This window comes from Variovorax brevis, assembly GCF_030317105.1.
In the GTDB taxonomy this organism is placed as follows: domain Bacteria; phylum Pseudomonadota; class Gammaproteobacteria; order Burkholderiales; family Burkholderiaceae_C; genus Variovorax; species Variovorax brevis.
Map to the genome: position 1 here is coordinate 77,057 of NZ_JASZYG010000012.1, position 24,596 is coordinate 101,652.

The window sequence follows — 24,596 nt, forward strand, 5'->3', positions numbered from 1 at the left end:
CGAGCTACGGAGCCGCACAACCAGGAAGGATTTTCAAACGTGAAACTTAGCGTCGATCAGTTCAATGCGCTCGCAACGGTGCGAGACCTGCTGTTTCAAATGGGTCCGCGGCCTGCCAGGCACAAGCAATACTTTGGCGGCGAGATTCCGAGAGACCTGACCGCGATGGCACTCATGCTATTGCTTGAGTTCCCAACGGAGGAGGAGCTTCTGCAATTGACCGACTGGGATGAGCCTTCTCCAATGGCCGAGCAAACGCGTCAACCCGCTCTTGCAAGGACATATGCGGAGTTGCGACGGCGATTTCCACTCATGTTCAAGGAAGCATGCCACGCGTCCTATCACCTCTACAGGGGATGGTTGCTGCCCATCGCGGAGGCGTGCAATGAAATCCATGCCATCGCAGCGGCCACCGAACTGGTCTTCAACTGGGATTGCATCGGGCGCCATCGGGGCGGACTGGACCTGTGCTACTGCGTGGAAGCCGCGTTTTCCACGAAAGGAACTGACATCGTCGCTGAGGCCCGTACATGTATCGAGGCGCAGGTGAAACAAGCCAAGGTTGCCTGTGATTCCAGGTGCGTCATCTGCGGTGAAAAGGCTGAGATCTCGGAGCTCAACTCGCTGAAGTTGTGCGTGTGTGATCACCACAGCTCGTTGCGCAGGGAGTGGGATATTGATGAATTCCTGGAGTTGGCGACTGAGCCCCTGCTCTCTGCGAGCGAGCAGGCTTCACTGGAGGAGGAAAGCGAGATCCGGCCTGGCTTCGAGTACAAATTCCTGAGGTTCAAGGGAAGGAATCTGCCCTACAACTTGATCTCGCGAGGTAGGTCATGACCGACGCCGAGCCAATCGATGGTGGCTGCCGCCAACGCGTGGGCAATTGCGTGCGACCACGGTGTGACGATGTTCCATCCGCAACGATCTCTCATCACTGCGTTGCAAGCGGGCTTTATGAGACGTTCCCCACGCATGGGGCCAAGGCAGTGATGGGTTGCGCGGTGGCACTCGAGGTCATTCCCGCGTACCTGCAGAAAAAGGGATCAACGGCATCACCAGGCGATCAAGCATTCCGGGGCATTCCGAAAGAGCGCTTCATTGAACTTACGCGCGAGCGACCACGGTTCGTGGATGCAGACCTAACGTGCCAGCCCGCCGCAGTGCCCAGACGGTGCGCCAAAGACTTATGACGCTTCCCCACGAAAGATTGCGGGCGCTTGAGTCAGCATACGAATTTCTGATGCACGTTGCCCATGGCACGCCGGGAGATCGGGCGCGGTTCGATGGTCTTGTCCCGCGTCGAATGGTTGACCATGCGAGAGCCATCCTGCGTCACTATCCCTCGCCCGCTGAAATGCGAGTTGCCGTTGTCTCCAGCGAAATGAAGAACTGGCTGGCCTTGACGCGCCGGGACGCGATGGAGGCCGTCGCCGCGGCACGCTTGACGGAGGATGCCCCGGCATTCGAGAAGCTCATCGATGACACATCAGATGGCAAGGCAGACGACAACATCTGAGGCGCTGCCGATGAAGTTTCAATCGAACGCACCGTGGCTCACGTCTTGTTGGACTCGCGCCGTGCGGGGCAGAGCTGGCATCGCCTGGAAATGGGGCAGATTGGAGCTGGACTCGAAGAAGGATGAAGTCGTTGAAAAAGGAAGCGTCATGGCATCGCAAGGTGAGCCACATCGGCCGAATCAAAGTGAGACATGTGGTGAAGAAGCAATCGATGACCGTCGTGCGGGTGTTGAACGCTTACGTCGACTTGTGCAAGAAGGCCTTGCATCGGGACCTGGACGTCCCCGCACTGAAGCGGATCGAGAAAGGCTACTGGCCATTGCGGGTGGCGACCCGGCGCGACGGCCCACAGACCAACGGCCAGTCGCGGCCGAAAGGTCGAAAGTTGACGTGGCGTCCGACTTTGATCCCCTCACTCCAGAACAGCACTGTCGGATCTTGAGGGCCGCTCCCAAAAGACGCGGCAAGGTGATCAGCTCGCTAATCGTTGATGAACAACTCCCACCCGTCGGGTCCGATCTATTCGATCTCGCCCCGCACTCATCAAAGGATCATCAAATGACCATGCCCCATGAACGGCTGCGCGCACTCGTCTGGGCGGGCGAGATGTTGTATGAGATTGCTCGCGAGCGCGACAAGCATCGCGAGCGATTCGGCGGGGAGTTGCCCAAGGAACTGATGCGAGAAGCACTCATGGTCCTTCGCCACTACCCCTCCAAGGGAAACCTTGAACACTTTGCAAGGTGCTACCCGGTCGAGCAGTGGATCGGCCTGAGTTCGGAACAATTGGCTGAAGAGGCCGAAGAGAAGGCGCGAAGGGCAGCTGCGCGTGGGACGTCGGCGGATAAACCCACAATCTCGAAGTTGAGCTACCAAGCCGCGCTTGCCAAGGGAATCGAGGCGATGGCAAGGCCGCACGTGACAAGCGCTACCTACGCCAGGGCAGCCCACATGTTGGAGCTTGTCTACAGCACCGGCTTCACGCTGAGGATCGACCCTCGGCGGTTCGATCTGCTCAGGGACATTCCTGAAACCTCGCTCGCCAATGCCTACGTCACACCCGGAGGAGATGGCTTGATCTTCGACGCCACCGATCGGGCGATCGACCTTGTCGGTCTGGTGGCAAGCCTCGTACCTCTCGAAATCGCTCAACGCGTGATTCACAACGGCGCAGGTCAAAAGGCCGATTGACGGACGTGTTGGCGTGCACCTCGTTCATCCCGCATTGATCTTCGCCACGTGTTTCCGGCGATTCGGCAGCAGATCCTGGGTGCGACTGGTGGGCTGAGTTGGCAACCGCTCGGCCCTTTTCGGAGGCTTCTTCTCAGCTACTGAGCTCGAGGCGGCGTCTTCCCCTTCTGCCTGAGTTCGACCTGGACGACAATGCGTCCTATGCCGGAAAACTTCGACCTGAGCAAGCGAAATCGACGACGCTTGGAGACCCTGAAGCGGTCGCCGAGAGCGCACGCGGTCGACGCTTGCCACCCGACTGCCATGAGCAGTCGGCATCGCGCGAGGGGTTTAGCGAGGCTTACAGGCTGTGGCTACATGAGCAGAGCAGCGATTTTGAGCGCAACGGCATATGGTGCGACGGCATGGTCGCTTGGCTGGCGCCGACCCGCAGCGCGGGTTGAAATCGTCGGCGCCTCGTCGTTTATGAACTCGATGGGCGCCCAAGCAAGGCTTGGGAGGACCGGACCACCGCGCATCGCGCACGTAGCGGAGGAGCTTCGGCAGTGCCGACTGGGGGCCCGCCAAAAGCAGGCTCGGTGAAGCGGTGAAGCCAAGTAGCCGGCAAGCGGCATTCAGAAGCGGCGCGGTCTGTTCCGCAATGAGCGGCAAGTGTTCGAACTGCGCGCCATTCATGCCGTGCGCAGGAGCTTGCGGTGCCGTGCAGCGGAGCGCTTCAACGCCGCTGTCGGCTTAGGCGGCGACAGAAGAGCCCGAGCAAAGCGCTCCTGGTCAGCCGGCGAAAGCCGGATGACGTCGGCCTGCTCAAGCGCCTGACGCGCGGCATCCTGGATGGCTGCCACGACGAAGTCGGTCATGGTGCAACCTTGCAACTCGGCTGCACGCTTCAACATTGCATGCAGATCTGCGCTAATGCGCGCCTGGATGCGCGTCGTGGGAGTGGCTGCGGACATGAGAGAGTCCCTTCGACGAAATTCTCAGGCAGATGCGGAAGTGGCAGCTTGAGCTCGGCTAGACGATGAAAAACGTAGCCGGCGTCAGGAAATTTGAGTTGACGTGCGGCCTCCTTGATGGACAGCTTGCCAGATGACAGCGGTTCACCGTTCATTTGCCTCTTCGCGGTCAAACTTGAAGTCGACAGGCGCACGCCCTTCAAATTGGCGCAATGCCTCGACGATTGCCTTCTTGGACGGCCTGACGGTCAGTTCCAACTCGCGAGGTCCACCAACGCGCACATGCACCTCGTCTCCTTCCTCGATACTGAAATCCCGCACGAGTGCGGACGGAAGCCGTATGGCAAGGCTGTTACCCCATTTGGCGACACGCATCTAGCTCTCCAGTGTTCTGGCCACTTTATTCCGAGGGCTCGCCATCGACAAGGAAATCAGGTCAGTGGGCAGACGCCAATCGCGGTCCAACCGGCTTGTGAGTAGCGCAAGCTCCCGGCGGCTGTGCTGCGGCGTGGAGCTTCGCCGCACTTACCCCTTTGTGGGGCTCAAACTGACGCATTGGGTGCGGGCCAGGTGCGATGGGCGATAACGACCCCTTTTGGGTCCCAACCGAACCTCCCTACCTGAAGTCCCGACTCGCCGCGCGCAGCCGCCCCAGCAGCATGTCATGATTGACCAGCTTCTGGGCGACCAGGGACTGCACGCCCTTTTCGGATTGCCACGTGCCCTGCACGCTGAGCAGCATCGATCCTCTGAGCGCGGCGCGCTGAGCCTCGGCCACGCTCGGCCACACGATGATGTTGACCGTACCGGTCTCGTCTTCCAGCGTCGCAAAGATGACGCCGCTGGCCGTGCTCGGCTGCTGCCGGTGCGTCACGATGCCACTGGCGCGCACCTGCTCCTGGTCCCGGCCGTTGCGACGCAGGTCCTCCGCTGTGCGGATCCCCCATCCGGTCAGCTTGGGACGCAGCAGCGCCAGAGGGTGACGGCGCAGGGTCAGGCCCATCGACGCATAGTCGTCCGCGATGTCGGCGCCTTCAGTGGGTGCCTTGAACTCAACAGCCTCCTCAAGGACGGGCGCATCGTGTAGCACTTCGGTCGGACGTGTCTCGACACCGACTGCTTCCCACACGGCGTTGGGCCGGTGGCCGGCCAAGGACTGCAGGGCATCCGCCGCTGACAGGCACCGCAGGTCGTGCGCATCGAGTGCGGCACGATGGGCCATGTCCTGCACGCTGCCAAAAGGTGCTTGCTCGCGTGCGACCTTCAGCCGCTGCGCCGCGGCCTCGCGCATGCCGCTGATCTGAGACATGCCCAGGCGCACGGCATGCAGCGGCTCGCTGAAGGTGCAATCCCAGCGTGGCGACATCGGTGGGGCCTGGATCGCACGTGCTGGCTCCTCGAGCGTGCTGAACCAGTCGCTCACCGTGACGTCGACCGGCCGCACGACAACACCGTGTTCGCGCGCGTCGCGCACCAACTGCGCCGGCGCATAAAAGCCCATGGGCTGGCTGTTGAGCAGGGCCGCGAGGAGGGCGTCCGGATGGTGGCGCTTGAGCCAGCAGCTCACGTACACCAGCAAGCCGAAGCTGGCCGCGTGGCTCTCCGGAAAGCCGTAGCTGCCAAAGCCCTCCACCTGCTTGGAAATGCGATCGGCAAACTCCTGCGAGTAACCCTTGGCCAGCATGCGGCTCACCAGCTTCTGTTGGTGCGGCTCGAGCCCGCCGCGGCGCCGCCACGCGCCCATCGCGCGGCGCAGCTGGTCCGCTTCGCCGGCCGTGAAGTCCGCCGCCAGCATCGCGATCTGCATCACCTGTTCCTGGAACAGCGGCACACCCAAGGTGCGCTCCGTCGCCACTTTGATGTCGTCACTCGGATACTCGATCGCCTCCTCCCCCGCTCGGCGGCGCAGGTAGGGGTGGACCATGCCACCCTGGATCGGGCCCGGTCGCACGATCGCGACCTGGACCACCAGGTCATAGAAGCACTCGGGCTTCAGGCGCGGGAGCATCGTCATCTGCGCACGGCTCTCGATCTGGAATACGCCCACGGTGTCGGCCTTCTGGATCATCGCGTAGGTGACGGGACACTCGGCGGGAACGTCCTGCATGCCAAACGGCGTTCCCCGCTTGGCCGCGACGAAGTCGAACGCGCGGTGGATGGCCGTGAGCATGCCCAAGGCGAGCACGTCGATCTTGAGCAGGCCCAGCGCGTCCAGGTCGTCCTTGTCCCACTGCACCACCGTACGGTCCTCCATCGCCGCGTTCTCCACGGGCACCAGGCGGCTGAGCCGGTCGCGCGCGATCACGAAGCCGCCCGTATGCTGGCTCAGGTGGCGCGGGAACCCGCGCACCTCATCGGCCAGCGCGAGCCAGGTGCGCACCCCGGGATCGTCGGGCACGAGGCCGCACTCGACCAGGCAGGCATCGGTGATCCACTCCTTCTCGTTGCCATAAGCGGTCTTGGCCAAGCGCTCCACCGTCTCCAGCGGAAATCCGAGCGCCTTGCCCACATCCCGCAAGGACGACTTGGTGCGGTACGAGGTGATGACACCGGTGATGGCCGCGCGGTCACGCCCGTACTTGCGGTAGATGTACTGCATGACTTCTTCACGCCGCTGGTGTTCGAAGTCGATGTCGATGTCGGGCGGCTCCTTGCGCTCGACGCTGATGAAGCGCTCGAAGAGCACGTTCATGCGCGCCGGGTCGACCTCGGTCACGCCCAGGCAGTAGCACACCGCCGAGTTGGCCGCCGAGCCGCGGCCCTGGCACAGGATCCCGCGTTCGCGCGCCCAATGGACGATGTCGGCCACCGTCAGGAAATAGGGCTCGTAGGCGAGCTCGGCAATGATGGCCAGTTCATGCTCGATCTGCGTGCGCACCTTGTCGGGCAGGCCTGCGGGAAAGCGCGTGAGCGTCCCGGCGTAGGTGAGCTTGCGCAGGTGCGAAGCCGGCGTCTCGCCCTCGGGCACGATCTCCTGAGGGTACTCGTAGCGCAATTCCTCCAGGCTGAAGGTGCACTGGCTTGCGATGTGCACGCTCGCCTGCAGCCATTCCAGCGGGAACAGCGCGGGCAACACTGATCGGGCCCGGAGGTACTGCTGGGCGTTGGCGAGCAACGCATAGCCGCAGTCGGCCACCGTCTTGCCAATGCGCACCGCAGTCAGCACATCCTGCAAGGGCTTGCGATACTGCGCGTGCATCAACACGGCTCCTGTTGCGACGATCGGCACCCCGGCCTGCGCAGACGCCTGCTCTGCGATCCACAGGCGCAGTTCATCGTCCACCCCCAAAGGACGGGTGCAGGCGATCCAGCCGCGATCGCCAAACCAGGTGCGCAGCCACATGGCTTGGGCGAACAGGCTCTCCACCGTGGCGTCGGGGGCGGGAAGGAGCAAGGCAAGGCAGCCGCCCATGCCGGCCAGGTGCGGCGCCTTGGGCGCCTTGCCTTCAACGTCGGCCACGAGCGCCTTGTACTGGCCCTTGGCGGCCCGCCGGCGTGCCAGGGTGATCAACTCACACAGGTTGCCGTAGCCGCGGCGGTCCTGCGCCAGGAACACCACGCGCGCGAACGCGGTGTCGCTCGCGGTGGTGAGTTGGATCTCGCTGCCGACGATGAAGTGCAGCCTGCATTCGCGCGCCTCAAGATGCGCACGGACCACGCCGGAAACGGAGCATTCATCGGTCAGGGCGAGGGCGGTGTAGTGCTTCTCGGCGGCGCGCCGCACCAGTTCCTCGGGCCCGGAGGCGCCGACGAGGAATGTGTAGTTCGAGCGGCAGTGCAATTCGGCATAGGCAGGGGGAACAGGAGGAATCACGGAACGAGGGCGTCATGGACATGGAAGCCACTACTGTACAAACATCCAGTAATTTGGTACGATACCCGCATGGACGAATTTCTCGATCCCAGCCGGCATGAGCAGCTATGGATCGGTGCGTGCGCCCACCAGTTGCAGCGGCGCTGGCGCACGGTGGATCCAGACGACCTCGAAGACTTGGCCGCGTCACTGGCCAGGGACCCTGCGCTGCGAGCGCTGTCCCCGGCCGAGGCGGCGGGCGTATGGTTGCGCCCGATCGGCGGTGAAGATCCCGCAGCGCGCTGAAGCGCGGGGGACGTTGTCATCCTCAGGACGCTTGACGCGCGACACGCCTGCGCTCGCCGTCGCACCGATGCGGCCAAGTGGCCCGACATCCAAACACCGCTTCGTCGTTCGCCGATCCGGCTGCATCCACCGTGAAGCGTCGCACGCGCCATGGCGGTCACTACCTACGCGCACTCCATTGCCCGATGGCATGCTTCGTAGATGGTCAAACTTCGCCAGGCGAATCTTGAATTGCCGCCAGTGCCGCGTGCTGGCCCGGCACGTCGAAAGAGCAAGGCGCGCCGCGCTTCGGCGTCGCGTCGACGGCTTTTGCTGATGGACTACCAGACCTGGATGGAAATCACGGCGAACCTTGGTAAGCCTGCTGCGCCGGCCGAAGCACCTTGATTGCCTGGCGGTGATCTCCTGGGAAGCACCGTGTTTCGTGAGCACTTCGGAGATAGGGAGCATGGAACAGGCGTTGCCGCGACCGCGATTGGGCGCCGCCCTACAACCAGGCCAAAGCGGCGGGCGTATGTTGGCGATCGTTCGGTTCACCGACAAGGAGACTTTCATGAGCGACGACACCACAAAGACCGCGCAGGATCGCAAGCTGATCAGCCTCAAGGAGGACTACGAAGTTCGCGATTGGTCCAAGAGCCTGGGCTGCTCGCCCGAGCAACTCAAGGCGGCGGTGAAGGCCGTGGGCAACTCGGCCGAGGCGGTACGAAAATACCTGGCGAAGCAATAGCCCACAGCCAGCGGTGAGGTCGGTGAGCATGGCTGAAAAGGTTACCGACCCCCTCGCACGCTACTGGGCCAAGCGTGACTTCGGCATCACGGCCGAGCCGCGCGGAGAGCACGTCTAGGATCGCGATGGTGTCCTGACGTTCGTGATCCAGAAGCACGCGGCCAGCCGCTTGCATTACGACTTCCGTCTCGAACTGGACGGCGTGCTGGTGTCGTGGGCAGTGCCCAAGGGCCCCAGCTTCGACCCGAGCGACAAGCGGATGGTCATCCATGTGGAGGACCACCCGCTGTCGTATGGCGCTTTCGAGGGCACGATCCCGCCCAAGCAGTACGGCGCGGGGGAGGTCATCGTGTGGGACCGCGGGACCTGGGAGCCCGTCGGCGATCCGCGCCAAGGCATGGCGAAAGGAAAGCTCCTCTTCGAACTGCACGGCGAGAAACTCAAAGGCCTTTGGCAACTGGTGAAGATCGCCAAGGGCGGCGAGAAGCAGGAGCCCTGGATCCTGTTCAAGAAGCGCGACTCCTTTGCGCGCTCGAAGACCGACTATGACGTGGTCACGTCCCTGCCGGACAGTGTCATCAAGAAGCCCCTGGGCGCGCCCAAGGGGGCGAAGAGCCGCGGCGCACCGACCGCGACTGTGGTTGATGTTGAACCCGCGCGAAGAACGGCAGCGAAGAAGGCCCAAGGCCGGCAAGGGCAGGGCGCGAGCGCGCAAGCAGCGGGCGCCGTCAAGGCGCCCTTGCCCCAGAAACTTTCTCCGCAGCTTGCGACCCTCGCGGCCGGTGTGCCCGCGTCGGGCGACTGGATCTACGAGATCAAGTTCGACGGCTACCGCATCATGACGCGCATCGAGCGCGGCAAGGCGCGGCTCATCACGCGGGGTGGGCACGACTGGTCGGCGAAGATGCCCGGGCTCGTGAAGGAACTCGAGCAGCTGGGCCTGCAGTCCGGTTATCTGGATGGCGAGATCGTCGTGCTCGGGCCGAATGGCGCCCCCGACTTCAACGCGCTGCAAAACGCCTTCGATCGCGGGCGCGGCGCCGAGCAGATCGTCTACTTCCTGTTCGACGTCCCTTTCTTCGAAGGCTATGACCTGCGCGACGTCGCCCAGCGCGAGCGCAGACAACTGCTCAAGGCGCTCCTGGACGAAAAGTCGACCGAACACGTGCGCTACAGCGCGGACTTCGAGGCCGATGCCGCCTCGGTGCTGGCCTCAGCGTGCCGCATGAACCTGGAAGGGCTCATTGCCAAGCGCGCGGAGGCGCCCTACACATCGCGCCGCAGCGAGGCCTGGCTCAAGCTCAAGTGCAAGCTGCGCCAGGAGTTCGTCGTCTGCGGCTACACCGACCGCAGCGATGGCGCGGCGCAGGTGGGCAGCCTGCTGCTCGGCGTCCATGCGCCAGACGGCACCCTGGTCTCGGCGGGCAGCGTCGGCACGGGCTGGAACACGCAAACGGCGCACGACCTCCACCGCAAGCTCGAGCCGCTTCGAATCGCCAAGCCCCCGTTCGCCGCGGGCGCCGCCAAGCCAGGACGATGGTCCCGGCGTGCAGCGGGCTCGGAGCGATGGGTTGAGCCGAAGCTTGTCGCGGAAGTCGAATTTGCCGAATGGACACCCGATGGCCAGGTGCGCCATGCGTCGTACGTGAGCCTGCGACGCGACAAGCCAGCACGCAAGATCGTGCGCGAGACCGCCAAGGCAGCAGATGCCATCGACGTCGGGAATGCGGGTGCAGGCAGCGGTGGGCCGTCGACCGCGCGCAAGGACCGGCCGTCATCGGCAGGCATCAAGGTGAGCCATGGCGATCGCGTGATTGATGCCTCGTCGGGGCTCACGAAGCTCGACTTGGTGCGCTATTACGAGTCCGTGGCGGAGTTCATCCTGCCGCACCTGAAAGGGCGCCCCGTGTCGCTGGTGCGCGGACCCCAAGGCGTTGGTGGCCAACTCTTCTTTCAGAAGCATGGCGAAAAGATCGGCATTCCCGACATCACCGAGCTCGACGCTGCCTTGTGGCCAGGGCATGCGTCGCTGCTCGAAGTGGCGAATGCGCGAGCGCTCGCCGGCGCGGCGCAACTCAACGTCATCGAGTTTCACACCTGGAACTCGAACAAGAAGGCCATCAACCAGCCCGACCGCATGATCTTCGACCTCGACCCCGGGGAGGGCACCTCGTGGGCCCATGTCCAGGACGCGGCCATGCTCACGCACGCGCTGCTGGACGAACTGGGGCTGCGGGCATGGCTCAAGACCAGCGGCGGCAAGGGGCTGCACGTCGTGGTGCCCTTGGCGCCACGTGCCGACTACGACACCGTCAATGCTTTTTCGAAAGCGATCGTCCAGCATCTCGCCAAGACCATCCCCTCGCGCTTTGTCGCCAAAAGTGGGCCTGCCAATCGCGTGGGCAAGCTCTTTGTGGACTACCTGCGCAACGGGCACGGGGCCACGACCGCCGCCGCATTTTCTGCGCGGGCACGGCCGGGCCTTGGCGTGTCGATACCTGTCGCATGGGCCGATCTGAAGGAACTCAAGAGCGGCGCCCAGTGGACCATTGCCACGGCGCGCGAACACCTGTCTTTTCAGCAGGTGGACCCTTGGGCCGACTACTGGACGACGAAGCAGTCACTGGCAAAGCCGATGCGGGTACTGGGCTTCCAGCGGTAAGGATGGCGGGGAAAAATACCGCATGGCGCGTGACCTTGACTACGCGTCATCAAAGACGGGAGGCGGCCGCACGCATCGCTGATGTGGAATTCGCTCCGTCCGACACTTCCGCGAGGATCAATGAATTCAACAGTCGGCTACTGTCCGCTCATATCACCCTGTCCTTCACAATCAACCCATGCCCAACATTGCATCCATTCTCAAAGCCGAGATTGTCCGCGTCGCTCGGAAGGAAGTGCGTTCTGAGATCGTTGCGATCAAGAAAGCCAGCGCCCAGCATCGCGCATTGATCGCCGCACTGCGCCGCGAGGTCGAGGCGCTGCGCAAGGAATTGCGGCGGACTGCCAAATCCAAACGAGTTGCGCAGCCTGATACAGCTCAGAGTTCCCAAGCCAAAGTGATCGCACGCCGGTTCAGCGCGAGCCGCCTCGCCACACACCGCAGCAAGGTGGGCTTGTCCGCGGCGGTGTATGGCAAGTTGGTCGGCCTCAGCGGTCAAACCATCTATAACTGGGAGCAGGGGAAGTCCCGGCCCAACGCTGAACAGATTCAACAGTTGGCCGTCGTCAAAGAGCTGAACCGTACGGCGTTGCTTGAACGCCTTGGTTCCCCCGCGTCGGATTGAGCTTGGCGCGTGTGCTCCGGGTCGGCGGGCACTTGGTGAAACGGGCGATAACGAGCCCTTGAACTAAGCCGCTGACGCGGCATTGATGGTTCCGCGGCCCTCGAATGGCCGACGCCGGTTGGACCGCTCCTTTGAGCAACGATGGAAGTGCTGCCCCTGGCAGCACTTCCAGCGACCTCAAAGCTGCTTTTGTCTGGGTAAGGCATAAGTTCCTCGAAAGATAGACAAGCCAAAGGTTCATCGCTGAAGTCAACGGTGCAGCCTTGTGCGCTGGCTTCGCAAAGGGTTGGATATGCGAATTCGGAGGGGTTTTGGTCGACGACCGGTTTCGGCCGTGTTCCGGCGCCAGCGCCGACGCCTCTAGGTCAACTCGCGGCGCTCGGTGGCCCTTCGCCAAGCTGCTTTGACACCCAGCGACAGCGAATGTGCGGTATCGGCCAACAACGCCAAGGCGACGAACGTCAGGCTCCAGAGCACAACCCAGCCTAGCAGCAGCCCCCCATCAGCCAAGTTGACGACGAGACGGAATGCCGCGACGACCAGCGCCGACACGGCGGCGCCCAGCAGTAAAGCAGCCAGACCACGCGCACCCTTGAAATGCTTGCCTGCTGAAGAAAGTTGATTGATCGCCGCTTCAACGCGCTCGACGCCGGCGTGGGTCAGTGTTTGGTCGACATGAATAAAGGTGGTCATGGATCTCTCCGTTAGACGGGCGGCTTTAGCCGAAGACCCATACTGGGGTTTTTACTGATATTTGAGTAGTTTTTGTTAGTGATGCTTATCATCACTATTGGTGATGCGTCGGCGCGGGCGCCCGACCCACCGCCTCAGGACGTCCTAGCCGGCCCGACGTGGTCTTCGCCGAACTTGATAGCGCCGCCCGCTTGGCGAGCGCATCATCGTCGAGATGGCGCATCGCAGGCGCACGCGCTACCGAGTTGACCGGGGCATCACCCGTTTCCAATGCCTGGGGGTGCCCAACGTGAATGCAAGGGCTGGCGGACATGTCGAGGCGATCCGGCATCGCCGCGCCGACTCCGTGACCGTAGCCGATCTTCGCCTGCTGCATTGCATGGCGTCGTGGGTTGGCGTGCAGCTGCGCCCGCCCACTGCGCGTTGTTTGGTGACGGCCTGCCTCGGGCTGTCCTTGGCGCTGAGCGGCTGCGCCAGCCTGCCGCAGGGCGGTTCGGTCAACGGTCCCGTGTCAATGGCCCTTGCGCCGTCCTTGCAGACCCGACTGTCCATCACCGCGCACAAGGCACTGGACCGAGAGGAGCACGATTCCGCCTTCACGCTGCTCCCTGTCGCATCGGCCGCGTACAGGACCTTGATCGAGCTCGCGACGCAGGCCGAATGTTCGCTCGACTTCCAGACCTTCGTCCTGCATGGCGACGCGTCGGGAGCGATGCTGCTGAAGTCGCTTCGCGACGCGGCAGCACGTGGCGTGCGTGTGCGCGTGTTGATCGACGATCTGCAGTCCGATTCGGCCGAACCGCTGCTGTCCAACTTGGCGGCGTTCGACGGCATCGAGGTGCGGCTGATCAACCCCTTCGTCAGGCTGCGCGGATCGCGCGAGGCCAAGCTGCTCTCATCGCTGGACGAGTTGAGCCGCGTGAACCATCGCATGCACAACAAGCTGTTCATCGCCGACAACGTGCTGGCCCTCATCGGCGGGCGCAACATCGGCAATGCGTACTACATGCGAACAGAAGAAGGCGAGAACTTCATCGACCTCGACGCACTGGCCGCCGGCGCGGTGGTCGAACAGATGTCGGCGTCCTTCGACAGCTACTGGAACAGCGGGTTCGCCTGGCCGATCGACAGGATCGTTGCTCCCGCCGCAGACCTATCGAGCCGCCGCACCGCGTTCGACGCGGCCGTGTCGGGCGTTGGCATGCCTGCGCCCGACCACGGCGTGCCGCAACGCCTGCGTGGCTACGCGTCAACGCCGGATGAACTGCGCAGCGGTACGCTGCGTCTAACGGGAGCACAGGCGCAGGTCGTCGCCGACCCGGTGGACAAGCTCGAGGGCACTCGTGTCGGTGATCGCACAGGTACCGTGCGCGCCAGCATTGCTGTCGAAGGCTTGGGCTCGAACTTCGAAGTGTTCGTCGTCTCGCCGTACTTCGTGCCCGGCAGGATCGGCATCGAATCGCTGCGTCAGAACCGGCGCGACGGCGTTCAGCTGCGCATCCTGACCAATTCGCTGGCTTCCACCGACGAACCGGTCGTGCACGCCGGCTACCTCGAGTACCGCCGCGAATTGATCGAGATCGGCGCGGAGGTCTACGAACTGAGTCCGACGCTGGCGAGGCTCGAGCAGCGCTTGGGGCGATTCGGCAACACCTCGGCGGCGCTGCACAAGAAGTTGGTCGTCTTCGATCGCAAGACCGTGTTCCTCGGATCGATGAACCTGGACGGGCGCTCAGAGCGGTACAACACCGAAGTGGGAGTGATGATCCGCAGTGAGGCATTGGCTCTGGAGATCCTGGCGCTCGTGGACTTCGAGTCCAGCGCATACCGTGTCGAAATCGGTCCCGACCAGCGCTTGCGCTGGGTGAACCGGCGGCAGGGGCACGAGACAGTGCTGCACGACGAGCCCGAAGTCGGCTTCTGGCGCTGGCTGAGTTCGAGGATGCTCGGGCTGTTGATCCCGAGCGATTGGCTGTAGTCACCCGCCGTGAGCGCAGCGAACCGGGCGCATCGCAGGCCGGTTCGGCTGAGTTGGGCCAGGTGGGCAAGGCGCTGCGCGCGCCAGCTACTTTGTCGGTTCGCGCAAGCCTCCACGACTGCGGCACCAAACTTCTCCACGATGTGTCCGTGGCTCCAAGACGTAGAAGCGATCGGCAAGCGGTGCTGCAAACCGGGAAGTTTGGCTCGACGATCACGATCGTATAGCCCATGCCGCGAAGCATCGTGATCATCCGGGCCAGCGCCTGCACAATCACGGGAGCCAGCCCTTCGGGGATCTCGTCAAGCAGCTGCCAGGCGACGGACGAAGCAAATGAGTTTGGCCCGAGGCGGCTTCGAGCGCTATGGAAAGACCAACAAGCGCGAGGTCTTTTTGGCCGAGATGGATCGCGTGGTGCCTTGGGCGCGGCTATGTGCGTTGATCGAGCCGCATTACCCCAAGATCGGGCACGGACGTCACCCGGTGGGGCTGAAGCGCATGCTGCGCATCCACTTCTTGCAGCATTGGTTCAACCTGAGCGATCCCGGCCGTGGACGAGGCGCCGTATGAGTCCAACTCCATCCGCGAGTTCGTAGGCATCGACCTGGGCCATGAGCGTGAGCCCGACGAGACCACGGTGCTGAAGTTTCTCCACTTGCTGGAGCGCCACGATTTGGGCGTTCAGATCTGCGAGGAGGTCGGCGCACATCTGCAGGCGCAGGGCTTCAAGCTCAGCACCGGCACGATCGTTGACGCCACGCTGATCGCGGCGCCCAGTTCCACCAAGAACGCCAGCGGGGAGCGCGACTCCGAGATGAAGCAGTCGAAGAAGAGCAACCAGTGGTACTTCGGGATGAGATGTAGTGTCGGTTCATATGTGGCGTCCGGCGGCGGCTTGCCTCGGAAGACCGCTTGATTAGCGCCACATAAATTTCACGCGGCGTAGTGTCGGGCCCCTCAATTTGCAAGGGGTGCTGCTGACGTGTCCTGTTTGAGGATAGGCGGGCGCTTGCTGCGCTTGCTGCCAACTTGTTTGCAGATTGCGCCACCCTGCCGGAAGTTCCGGAACGATGACGTCAATGCTATCGAGGCACTTCACCAAGCACGCATCGCCGTCGACTGCTCTTGCGACGGCATCGCGGTTGCAGCGTTGCAGTTGCTGCCCGAACACTCCCGTGTGAAACAGAGTGGACTGGACGGCGATCGGCTCCTCATCGCTTTCGCACTGTCTGCTTCATTGGTGCGCGGCTCTCGCCCCGCTGGTGGGCATAGCGCCGCAGACCTTCGACATCGCACACGTCGACGCTGCCATAGCGCACCTGCACCAGCCCCGCGTGTTCAAGTTCGTGCAATGCGCGGTGCGCAATTTGGCGCGACATGCCGGCGAGCCGTCCGATCTCTTCCTGCGAGATCTGCAGCACATGATCGGTCAATGGGTTGAGTTGTGGGTTGAAGAGCTCGGCCAAGCAGCAAGCCACCCTCGAAGACACGTCGTGCATGCGATAGCTCTCTACCAGCGCAACGAACTGGCCGAGCCGGGCGTTCAGCTGGTCGATCAGGAAGCGGTTGAAGGGCAGACTGGCGTCAACCAGATGATGAAAGGTCGGCGCCGGCATCAGGGCGATGCGGCTGTCGCGCAGCGCCACCACTTCGTAGGGCCGCAGTTCTCCCTTTAGCAATGAGCCCTCGCCGAGCCAGCCGCCATCGGACACTCCGATGAAGGTCGTACTGCGTCCGTCCGCGGCCACGTTGTCGACCTTGACCATGCCTTCGACAACGCCGATCCAGTGCGTGGCCGGCGCATTCTTGTGGCATAGCACCGCGCCCGCGCGATACACCCGTTCCTGCGTCTCCTGCTCGACGCGGCGCAGTTGCTCGGCGGTCAATCCGCGCGCCCACAGCGCCGTGCGCAGCATCGAGATCGTCAAAGAGGCGTTTGTCATCTGAAAGACATTCTTCCTGATTTTCCCGGCCTAGGATGCAACACGCAGGCCCCACCGGGAGCCTGAGTCTATGAAGACAGCAACAGGAGACAAGCATGACAAACCCCCTGTCGGGCACGGGCCTGCCCGCGTTCACCGTCTATGCCGCACTCTGCGCCGCCGGCCTGCTGGCCGGGTGCGGCGGCAGCCATCACGACAACCCGCCTCCCAACAATCCGCCCCCAGTGACGCCACCGGCCGCCTCGGCCAAGGCACAGTGCGATGCCTTCTCCGGTTCTTCCGTCGGCGGCGCTACGCTGGGCACCGCGACCCTGGTTGACGCGGCCGCCGGTGTCGGGGAGTACTGCAAGGTCGTTGGCACCATCCATAGCACGCTTAACTTCGAGGTGCACCTGCCCAGCAACTGGAACAACAAGTTGCTCTACGCGGGCGGCGGCGGCTGGGACGGCTCCATCACGATCACGCCCTATTCGCCCAGCGGCTCAACGGCCGGCTACGTGCTGGTCGCATCCGACGGCGGGCGCCAAGGCAGCGGCCTCGATGCCTCCTCGTTCCTGAACAACGAAACGGGCCAATACGACTTCGGCTACCTGTCGATTCATAGTTCTCTTGAAGTGGCGAAGCTCATTGTGAATCAGCGCTACAAGTCGGATCCGACACACAGCTACTTCGAAGGCTGCTCCAACGGCGGGCGCGAGGCGCTGATCCAAGCGACGCGTTTCCCGAACGATTACGACGGCATCGTCGTGCGCGCGCCGGCCTACACCTTCACCGAACTGTTCCAGGCCTTCGTTGCGAACGGCAAGGCTCTGGCTGCGCCGGGCGGGCAGATCAGCGACGCAAAGGCGACCCTGATCGGCAATGCGGTTGCCGCGAAGTGCGATGCATTGGACGGCGTAACCGACGGCATTGTCAGCAACCAGGAGGCTTGTACATTCGATCCGTCTGTGCTGCGCTGCACTGCCGGCGACAACGACACCTGCCTGACCGACCCGCAGATCGCGACGGCGAACACCATCTATTCCGAACTCAAGGCCGCGGACGGCACCTCGATCTACCCCGGCTGGGGCCCAGGTGGTGAGGGTCTCGGCTGGCCGGTCTGGGTCACGGGCACGGCCGTCGGCGGCACCGGGTTGCAGTTTCAGTTTGGCAGTGGACTCATCAAGTACTGGGTGACCGGCGATCCCGACTTCGACGTGCTCACTTTCGTGCCCGAGCTTTACACACCGGCACTGCAGTTGTCGGCGACCACGCTCGATGCCACGCCCGACCTGCGATCCTTCTTTGGCCAGGGCGGCAAGATGGTCATGGTGCATGGCACGCACGACTGGGCCATCAGCTACAAGGGCTCGATCAAGTACTTTAACAACGTCGCCACCGCGGTCGGCGGCACGGCCACCCGCGATGCGTCGATGGAGTTCTTCCTCCAACCCGGGGTTCAGCATTGCGGGGGTGGCGTCGGGCCGGACACGGTTGACCTTGTCGACGCAGTCTCGAAGTGGCGCGAGGGTGGCGCCAAGCCGTCGGCGCAGAACATTGTGGCCAAACAGGTGAATCCGACTACTGGTGCTACCCAACTGTCGCGGCCGCTGTGCAAGTACCCGAGCTTCCCGAAGTACAAGGGAAGCGGCGATGTCACGTCGTCCGACAGCTATACCTGCCAGGCTTCGTGAGACTGCATTGCGCCTCGATCGGGTTGCCAGCGCTGCTTCTGCTCTCGGAGTTCGAAAACGATCATCATCAGGCGCCGGCGTCAATGAAATCGCGCCGAGCGGCCACCTCCGCACAAATCGTGGAGGTTGAAGCCCCATTGCGATTCCTTTGATTGCGGTCCGCTCGATCGCTGCGCGGCCGAGAACGCTTGTCAGACGCTCCCGCAATTGTCCCATCCCAGTGGTAGGCCGATCGCGAGGCGAACGTGCCTCTCAGAAGATCCAAGGTGTGGACCTCTAAAAGTGATGAATCACGCCAGGTTGAAAGGCAACTGCCGGATAGGCTTGCCGGTCAGCTGCGCAATGGCATTGGCGAACGCAGGTGCCAGTGGCGGCAGGCCTGGCTCGCCCATGCCGGTGGGCGCTTCTGCACTGGGAACGATGTGGACCTCGAACTCCGGCACGTCGGTCATGCGAGCAACGGTGAAGTCTCCGAAGTTGCTCTGGGTGACCACTCCGTCCTTGAGCGTGATCGCGGACCCCGGAAGGCACATCGACAGGCCCATAACCGCCGCGCCTTGCACCTGTGCCTCGACGCTGCGCGGGTTTACGGCCAAGTTGCAGTGCACGCCCGAGGTTACGCGGTGCAGCACCGGCAGGCCGTCCCGCACCGAGGCCTCCACGACGTAGGCCACCACCGAGTCGAAGGATTCATGCACCGCCACACCCCAGGCACGCCCGGCGGCCAGTTGCGTCTTGCCATACCCGCTCTTGTCGACAGCCAACTGCAGCGCCGCACGATGGCGCGGTTGCTTGTCTCCGAAAAGATGCATCCTGTAGGCGACGGGATCCTGCTTCGTGGCGCGAGCGATGTCGTCGAGCAATGTCTCCATCACGAAGGCGGTGTGGGTCGAGCCAACGCTACGCCACCAGAGGACCGGCACATTGACCTTGGGATGATGCACAGTCAGGCGCATCGGCAATGCATAGGGCTCGCGCATGCCCTCCGTGGCCGTTGCGTCGATGCCGTTCTTGACCTGAAACTGCTCGAACACCGAGCCCATGAGAATGGACTGGCCGACGATGACATGGTCCCATGCCAGCACCTTGCCCTGGTCGTCGAAGCCGATGCGTGCGTGGTGCAGGTGCATGGGGCGGTAGTAGCCGCCTTTGATGTCGTCCTCGCGGCTCCACACGAGTCGCACCGGAACGTTCAGTCCGGCACTGCGCGCGGCCTTGGCAATCTCGCAGGCTTCGACCACATAGTCGTTCGTGCTGACAAAGCGCCGCCCAAAACCGCCGCCTGCCGTCTGCACATGCACTATCACCTGCTCGGGCTTCAGATCCAGCGCTCGTGCCGCCGCAGCTGCGTCGAGCCCGGCACTCTGCGAACCCACCCATAGTTCGGCGCGCCCTGCCGACAACCTCACAGTGCAGTTCAGCGGCTCCATAGGCGCGTGAGCAAGATAAGGAAACACGAACTCCGCCTCGAGTTGCCGCGGTGCGGTTGCCAGCGGCGCCATGTCCGCATCGAACTGGCGTGGGCCGGGTTGGCGAGCGAGGTCACGGTATTGGACCAGCTGGCGTTCGCTGTCCACCTTTTCGACGGCGGCGGTGTCCCATTGCAGCTTGAGCGCGTCACGGCCCAGCTTGGCCCGCCAGTAGCCGTCTGCCACCACCGCCACACCTTCGCCTCCGCGATCTGCCGGTATGCGCAGGACGGCCTTCACGCCCTTGATGGCGCGCGCAGCGCTGTCGTCCACCGACGCCAGGCGCGCGCCGAACACCGGTGGATGGGCAACCACGGCCGTCAACTGGTCAGGCAGTCGGATGTCGATGCCGAAGTCCTGACCCCCGCTGCTTTTGGCGCGCGCGTCGAGGCGCGTCGTCGGGCGGCCGATGATGCGGAAGTCCTTGGGATCCTTCAGTTGGACCTTGTCAGGTACCGGCATGGCCATGGCGGCCTCTGCCAGCTCGCCGTACCCCAGCTTGCGACCGCCTGGGCCAAGCACGGTGCCGGCCTGAGTTCGCACGGTGCTCACGTCGACCTTCCACCGCGCCGCTGCGGCCGACATCAGCATGGCCCGTGCGCGGGCGCCCAGTTCGCGGTACTGCGTGAAGCTGTTCTTGATCGAGTGCGAACCGCCAGTAAGGTGGATGCCGAAGAGCGGGTCAAGGTAGGCGGCATCGTTCGAGCCATTGCGGCTGCGCACGAGGCTCCAGTCGGCGTCCAGTTCCTCCGCCAGGATCATGGGCAGGCCGGTCTGCACGCCCTGCCCGAACTCCAGGCGGTTGATGGTCACGGTGACCTCGCCGTTTGTCGCGATCTGGACGAAGGCGGAGGGTTGCTGGGATGGCTTCAGGGTACCCGCCGTCTGCGCCCCATCGTTGGCCTGCGACATGGCGAGGTGCGGAAAGGCGCCGAGTGCGAGCCCGCCGCCTCCAGCCAATTTGAGGAAGCTGCGGCGCGGCAGCGTAGCGGGTCGGACGGCCTGGCCGGCGGCGGTCAAGCGTTGAAAGATTCGCGGCAAGTCACGGGCGTCGAGGTGGGTCAACATGGCGAAGTCCTTCAGGCAAGTGTTTGAGCGGCATCCGCGACGGCGGCGCGAATGCGCGCGTAGGTACCGCAGCGGCAAATGTTGCCGGTCATAGCCGAGTCGATCTCGGCGGCGGTGGGTTGCTTGCCGCGCGGCACCGACTTGAGGAAGGCGGTGGCGCTCATGATCTGGCCGCTCTGGCAGTAGCCGCACTGCGCGACATCGTGCTTGACCCACGCGGCATGCACGGCGGAACCGACGCGGTCGCTGCCGTCCGTGGTCGCTTCGATCGTGGTGATCTTCTTGCCCTCGGCCGCCGCGATTGGCGTGATGCAGGAGCGGATGGCTTGGCCGTCCAGATGCACAGTGCAGGCGCCGCACAACGCGGCGCCGCAACCGAACTTTGTGCCTGTCATGCCCAGCGTGTCGCGAAGGGCCCAGAGGATGGGCGTTGCGGGGTCGGCGTCCAGCTTGTGCTCACGGCCGTTGACGTTGAGTGCGCTCATGTACTGATCTCCGAAGGTGGGTTGAGTTGAGGGCGGGCCGGCCGCCGTACGTTGCTCCGCATAATCGTGCTATGTGGTGTCGTCGTGGGCAAGGGCGACGGACAGGTCGCGGTGAAGAGCCGCCTGGGCCAGCAACGCTTGGGCCTTGGCCTCAAAGGTCTGCGCCGCATCGGCACCGCCGGCGAATCGGGTGGGTGGCTCTTCGAGTCCGGCAAGGCGCACGATGGCTTCGGCCAGCTTGACGGGGTCTCCGCCTTGCTTGCCGCTCATGCCGCTCCACGCGTCGATGGTCGCCCTGCTGCGTTCCGCGTAGTCGTCGATGCAGGGTTCGGCGAAGGTGGTTGATTCGGCGGTGAGCAATTCGGTGCGAAAGAAGCCGGGTTCCACCAGCATCGTGCGGATCCCGAACGGCGCCACTTCGGGCGCGAGCGACTCGGTCCACCCTTCAATACCGAACTTGGCCGCGGCATATGCCGTGCAGAACATTCCGCCTGCAATGCCGGCGGTCGATGAAATGTTGACCACCAGCCCGGAGCGCTGCCCGCGCATCGTCGGCAGCGCGGCGCGAGTGACGTTCATCGGGCCGAACAGCAACGTTTCTATCTGATTGCGGACCTGCCCGGTACTGAGCTCCTCAAAGAAGCCGGCGTGGAAGTTCCCGGCGTTGTTGACGAGGACGTCGATGCGTCCGAACCTCGCGAGGGCGGCATCGACTGCGCTTTGGGAATCTTCGGTCCGCGTGACGTCGAGCTTGACGCTCAACAGGTCGGCGTGATTGCCAATCGCGGTGGCAATCTTTGCGGGGTCGCGGCCCGTGGCGACGACGGCGTGGCCTGCTGCCAAGGCAGCCTTCGCGAGATCGACGCCGAGCCCGCGGCCTGCGCCGGTGATGAACCAGATCTTCTTTTCATCCATAGGGGTCTCCGGTCTCATGCTTACTCCACTACCTTCATCTGCATCTCGTTCATGCGGCCGCCATGTACCTTGAACTTTGCAAAGGCCGTGTCGAGCTGTGCTACATCCGTCGCCGAGAGCCGGACATTGACTGCGCCCAAGTTCTCTTTCAGGTGGATTGGGTTGCGCGTGCCGGGGATCGGAACGATGAATGGCTTCTTGGCCAGCAACCATGCCAGCGCGATCTGGGCGGGTGTCGCGTTTCTCGTTGCTGCAAACTGCTGCAGAAAATCGACGATCGGCTTGTTGGCGGCTATCGCGTCGGGCTTGAAACGGTCGAAGTCCGACCGAAAGTCGGTCTTTGGATCGAGCCGGGTCTGCGCGGTGATCTTCCCGGTTAGGTAGCCCATGCCCACGGGGCCCCATGGGACGAAGCCGATGCCGAGTTCTTCGCAAGCGGCGAGAACGCCGTTGCGCTCAGGGCTTCGCTCCATAAACGAGTATTCGCTTTGAATGGCCGATACCGGCTGGATGGCGTGTGCGCGGCGAATCGTCTGGGCACTCGCTTCGGAGAGCCCGAAGTGCAGGACCTTGCCCTGCCTGATCAGATCCTTGATGGCGCCCGCCACGTCCTCGATGGGCACGCTCGGGTCGACACGGTGCTGGTAGTACAGGTCGATGCGGTCGGTTTGAAGACGCTTGAGTGATCCCTCGACGACCTTCCTGATGTGTTCAGGGCGACTGTTGAGGCCGCCCTCTTTGGCTTCGAGCTCGAAGCCAAATTTGGTCGCAATGGCCACCTGGTTGCGGATGGGGCGGAGTGCCTTGCCAACAAGCTCTTCGTTCGTGTAGGGGCCATACACCTCAGCGGTATCGAAGAATGTCACGCCTTGATCGTGAGCGCTGCGAATGATGTCGATGCCCTGTTGGACGTCTGCAGGCGGCCCGTAGTTGGCGCTGATGCTCATGCATCCGGCCCCCATTTCGGATACGACCAGCTTTCCAAGCTTTCGGGTTTGCATTTTGTTGTTTCCTTTGTGGTTCTGGTTAGCTTGCGCGCCAGCTTTCTCGGGTTGAGCAGCCGATGCATGCCAAGCGAGCGGACCAACGGCCAGCGCCGCGCCCGCGAGTGAGCCCATGCGCAGATACGTACGTCGGCTGAGGTTGGTGAGGTTTGAGGAATCGGTGACGTGTTTCATGTTTCTTCTCCTACGAAGGAATGACCTATGGACTAAGGGGAGGGCGCGAGGTCCAGTTCACTCCATTCATTGGAAAGCTGTCCAACAAACCGGGCACGGAACTCCTTACGATGCAGGAATTCTGCGCGTCCGTGCGCGAAAGAAAAAGCACCTAATGCGGCATGCCGTTTGAAGATAATCTTCAATATGAAACTGAAGCAACTCGACGGATTGATCGCGTTTTGGAAGGTGGCCGAGCACAAGGGCTTCAGTTCTGCCGCTGCGGAATTGGAAGTTTCCCCCTCGGCACTCAGCCAAGCCATTCGGCATCTTGAAGCGCGACTGGGAGCTCGTCTGTTGAACAGAACGACGCGAAGCGTCAGTCTGACCGAAGCAGGGGAGGCGTACCTCGCAAGGGTCGGCCCAGCTTTAAGTCAGGTGGTTGGGGCGGGCGAAGAACTCAACGTGATGCAGGGGCGACCGGCCGGTGTTTTGCGCCTCAATGCAGCCCGTGTGTCCATTGCGATGGTGTTACAGCGGATGCTCGCCGGTTTCTTCCAGGAGTACCCGCATGTCCAGATTGAATTAACCAACGATGAAGGGTTTGTTGACATCGTGGAGCGGGGATTCGACGCGGGCGTCCGCATGGGCGAAAGCGTTCAGCAGGACATGGTGGCGGTTGCGCTGGGCGGGCCTGTAACCATGGCCGTTGTTGGTTCGCCGGAATACCTCAAGCGGGTTCCTGCCCCACGCCATCCAAACGACTTGGTACGTCACAACTGCGTGCGCTTTCGCGGTCCTGGCACAGGCACGATCTACAAATGGGAGTTTGAAGTCGACGGTCGCCCGGTTGAATATGAAGTTCAAGGCAGCCTGACCATCACCGACACGCTGTTTGGTCTGGAGGCAGCGCTCGAAGGTGTCGGGTTGGCATACACGTTCGAGCAATTGGCGGAACCTCTCATCCGTGCTAAACGATTGAAGCGGGTTCTAAAGGAGTATTCGCCAACTTTCCCCGGTTTCTATCTGTACTATCCAAGCAGGCATGACCAGCCAACGAAGCTGAAGGCGTTGATCGAGTACGTGAATCGGCATGCTGCTTGACGTGCGTCGGCCGAGTTGCCTGTAATTACGCGCGCTTTTCGAGCAAGACCATTGCGCCGCGCTCGTCAAGCACCGTGATGGAGATTGATCTGGGTGCCACTTGAGTTCAGCTGCGCTGCGCGGCTGACGAATCCTGCGCTTGCTGTGCTTCTTGGGTGCCATCGCTTGCGACGAACCCCTTCTGCGGCCACTCTTCGTCCTCCGCGGCAGGAGCGGAGACATTCGATGGTCAGGGGCGTGATGCAGCCGCTTGCGGTGTCAGAAAGTTGCTTAGCCAACAGTGATCGTCCCCTCGGAGGACCAGGTCAAGCTCAGCGGGCGGTCGGCTTGGTCG

20 protein-coding genes and 2 pseudogenes are annotated in these 24,596 nt (G+C 63.1%); 12 read left to right on the top strand and 10 right to left on the bottom strand.

The features are described from left to right. Window positions 1-39: 39 nt before the first annotated feature. The 4 genes from QTI66_RS29075 (at window position 40) to QTI66_RS29090 (ending at window position 2,708) form a co-directional block, all read left to right on the top strand. Complete coding sequence (locus tag QTI66_RS29075; protein ID WP_286563732.1) at window positions 40-837, top strand: hypothetical protein; 798 nt, start codon at window positions 40-42, stop codon at window positions 835-837. 349 nt (window positions 838-1,186) lie between these two features. Beyond that, window positions 1,187-1,516 (top strand): BPSL0761 family protein, encoded by a 330-nt coding sequence (locus tag QTI66_RS29080; RefSeq protein WP_286563734.1) that lies wholly within the window; start codon window positions 1,187-1,189, stop codon window positions 1,514-1,516. A gap of 131 nt (window positions 1,517-1,647) precedes the next feature. Continuing rightward, on the top strand, window positions 1,648-1,959 hold the full coding sequence (locus QTI66_RS29085) for a hypothetical protein (RefSeq protein WP_286563735.1): 312 nt from the start codon (window positions 1,648-1,650) through the stop codon (window positions 1,957-1,959). Window positions 1,960-2,075: 116 nt separating this feature from the next. Then, on the top strand, window positions 2,076-2,708 hold the full coding sequence (locus QTI66_RS29090) for a DUF2442 domain-containing protein (protein WP_286563737.1): 633 nt from the start codon (window positions 2,076-2,078) through the stop codon (window positions 2,706-2,708). A 671-nt stretch (window positions 2,709-3,379) separates the two neighbouring features. Here QTI66_RS29090 and QTI66_RS29095 read toward each other — a convergent pair. The 3 genes from QTI66_RS29095 to QTI66_RS29105 all read right to left on the bottom strand — a co-directional run bounded on the left by QTI66_RS29095 (window position 3,380) and on the right by QTI66_RS29105 (window position 7,475). Further along, window positions 3,380-3,661 (bottom strand): type II toxin-antitoxin system TacA family antitoxin, encoded by a 282-nt coding sequence (locus QTI66_RS29095; RefSeq protein ID WP_286563738.1) that lies wholly within the window; start codon window positions 3,659-3,661, stop codon window positions 3,380-3,382. Window positions 3,662-3,805: 144 nt separating this feature from the next. After that, window positions 3,806-4,036 (bottom strand): AbrB/MazE/SpoVT family DNA-binding domain-containing protein, encoded by a 231-nt coding sequence (locus QTI66_RS29100; protein WP_286563739.1) that lies wholly within the window; start codon window positions 4,034-4,036, stop codon window positions 3,806-3,808. Between the two features lie 241 nt (window positions 4,037-4,277). After that, window positions 4,278-7,475, bottom strand: coding sequence for an error-prone DNA polymerase (locus QTI66_RS29105; RefSeq protein WP_286563740.1), 3,198 nt, complete (start codon window positions 7,473-7,475; stop codon window positions 4,278-4,280). Between the two features lie 69 nt (window positions 7,476-7,544). Between QTI66_RS29105 and QTI66_RS29110 the strand changes: the two genes are divergently transcribed. The 4 genes from QTI66_RS29110 (at window position 7,545) to QTI66_RS29125 (ending at window position 11,777) form a co-directional block, all read left to right on the top strand. Continuing rightward, window positions 7,545-7,760: a hypothetical protein gene (locus QTI66_RS29110; protein ID WP_286563742.1), complete on the top strand. Its 216-nt coding sequence runs from the start codon at window positions 7,545-7,547 to the stop codon at window positions 7,758-7,760. A 553-nt stretch (window positions 7,761-8,313) separates the two neighbouring features. Continuing rightward, window positions 8,314-8,490: a DUF3606 domain-containing protein gene (locus tag QTI66_RS29115; RefSeq protein WP_286563743.1), complete on the top strand. Its 177-nt coding sequence runs from the start codon at window positions 8,314-8,316 to the stop codon at window positions 8,488-8,490. Between the two features lie 142 nt (window positions 8,491-8,632). Then, on the top strand, window positions 8,633-11,152 hold the full coding sequence (gene ligD, locus QTI66_RS29120) for a DNA ligase D (RefSeq protein WP_444815067.1): 2,520 nt from the start codon (window positions 8,633-8,635) through the stop codon (window positions 11,150-11,152). Window positions 11,153-11,330: 178 nt separating this feature from the next. After that, window positions 11,331-11,777 carry a helix-turn-helix domain-containing protein gene (locus QTI66_RS29125; protein ID WP_286563744.1) on the top strand — a complete coding sequence of 149 codons (447 nt, stop codon included), beginning with the start codon at window positions 11,331-11,333 and terminating at the stop codon, window positions 11,775-11,777. Between the two features lie 360 nt (window positions 11,778-12,137). Here the strand turns inward: QTI66_RS29125 and QTI66_RS29130 are convergent, their stop codons facing one another. Then, window positions 12,138-12,470, bottom strand: a complete 333-nt coding sequence (locus tag QTI66_RS29130) for a hypothetical protein (RefSeq protein WP_286563746.1) — start codon at window positions 12,468-12,470, stop codon at window positions 12,138-12,140. Window positions 12,471-12,816: 346 nt separating this feature from the next. Here QTI66_RS29130 and QTI66_RS29135 point away from each other — a divergent pair, with 346 nt between their 5' ends. Then, window positions 12,817-14,448, top strand: coding sequence for a phospholipase D family protein (locus QTI66_RS29135; protein WP_286563748.1), 1,632 nt, complete (start codon window positions 12,817-12,819; stop codon window positions 14,446-14,448). A gap of 107 nt (window positions 14,449-14,555) precedes the next feature. Here the strand turns inward: QTI66_RS29135 and QTI66_RS29140 are convergent. Continuing rightward, window positions 14,556-14,758: pseudogene (locus QTI66_RS29140) on the bottom strand (ABC transporter ATP-binding protein); the annotation flags it as partial. A gap of 23 nt (window positions 14,759-14,781) precedes the next feature. Between QTI66_RS29140 and QTI66_RS29145 the strand changes: the two are divergent. Further along, a pseudogene (locus tag QTI66_RS29145) lies at window positions 14,782-15,319 on the top strand (IS5 family transposase); the annotation flags it as partial. A gap of 340 nt (window positions 15,320-15,659) precedes the next feature. Here the strand turns inward: QTI66_RS29145 and QTI66_RS29150 are convergent. Further along, complete coding sequence (locus tag QTI66_RS29150; RefSeq protein ID WP_286563750.1) at window positions 15,660-16,391, bottom strand: Crp/Fnr family transcriptional regulator; 732 nt, start codon at window positions 16,389-16,391, stop codon at window positions 15,660-15,662. Between the two features lie 95 nt (window positions 16,392-16,486). Here QTI66_RS29150 and QTI66_RS29155 point away from each other — a divergent pair, with 95 nt between their 5' ends. After that, window positions 16,487-18,064, top strand: a complete 1,578-nt coding sequence (locus tag QTI66_RS29155) for a tannase/feruloyl esterase family alpha/beta hydrolase (RefSeq protein WP_286563751.1) — start codon at window positions 16,487-16,489, stop codon at window positions 18,062-18,064. 290 nt (window positions 18,065-18,354) lie between these two features. On the opposite strand, the gene QTI66_RS29160 is transcribed toward QTI66_RS29155, so the two are convergent. From QTI66_RS29160 to QTI66_RS29175, 4 genes are all read right to left on the bottom strand, one after another. Then, window positions 18,355-20,601: a xanthine dehydrogenase family protein molybdopterin-binding subunit gene (locus tag QTI66_RS29160; protein ID WP_286563753.1), complete on the bottom strand. Its 2,247-nt coding sequence runs from the start codon at window positions 20,599-20,601 to the stop codon at window positions 18,355-18,357. A gap of 11 nt (window positions 20,602-20,612) precedes the next feature. Next, complete coding sequence (locus tag QTI66_RS29165; protein WP_286563755.1) at window positions 20,613-21,086, bottom strand: (2Fe-2S)-binding protein; 474 nt, start codon at window positions 21,084-21,086, stop codon at window positions 20,613-20,615. Window positions 21,087-21,155: 69 nt separating this feature from the next. Next, the gene (locus QTI66_RS29170) at window positions 21,156-22,001 is read right to left on the bottom strand and encodes an SDR family oxidoreductase (RefSeq protein WP_286563756.1); all 846 of its coding nucleotides are present in this window, start codon (window positions 21,999-22,001) and stop codon (window positions 21,156-21,158) included. A 20-nt stretch (window positions 22,002-22,021) separates the two neighbouring features. Then, window positions 22,022-23,002, bottom strand: a complete 981-nt coding sequence (locus QTI66_RS29175) for an aldo/keto reductase (protein WP_286563830.1) — start codon at window positions 23,000-23,002, stop codon at window positions 22,022-22,024. Between the two features lie 363 nt (window positions 23,003-23,365). Between QTI66_RS29175 and QTI66_RS29180 the strand changes: the two genes are divergently transcribed. After that, window positions 23,366-24,262 carry a LysR family transcriptional regulator gene (locus tag QTI66_RS29180; RefSeq protein ID WP_286563758.1) on the top strand — a complete coding sequence of 299 codons (897 nt, stop codon included), beginning with the start codon at window positions 23,366-23,368 and terminating at the stop codon, window positions 24,260-24,262. The last annotated feature ends 334 nt before the right edge of the window (window positions 24,263-24,596 follow it).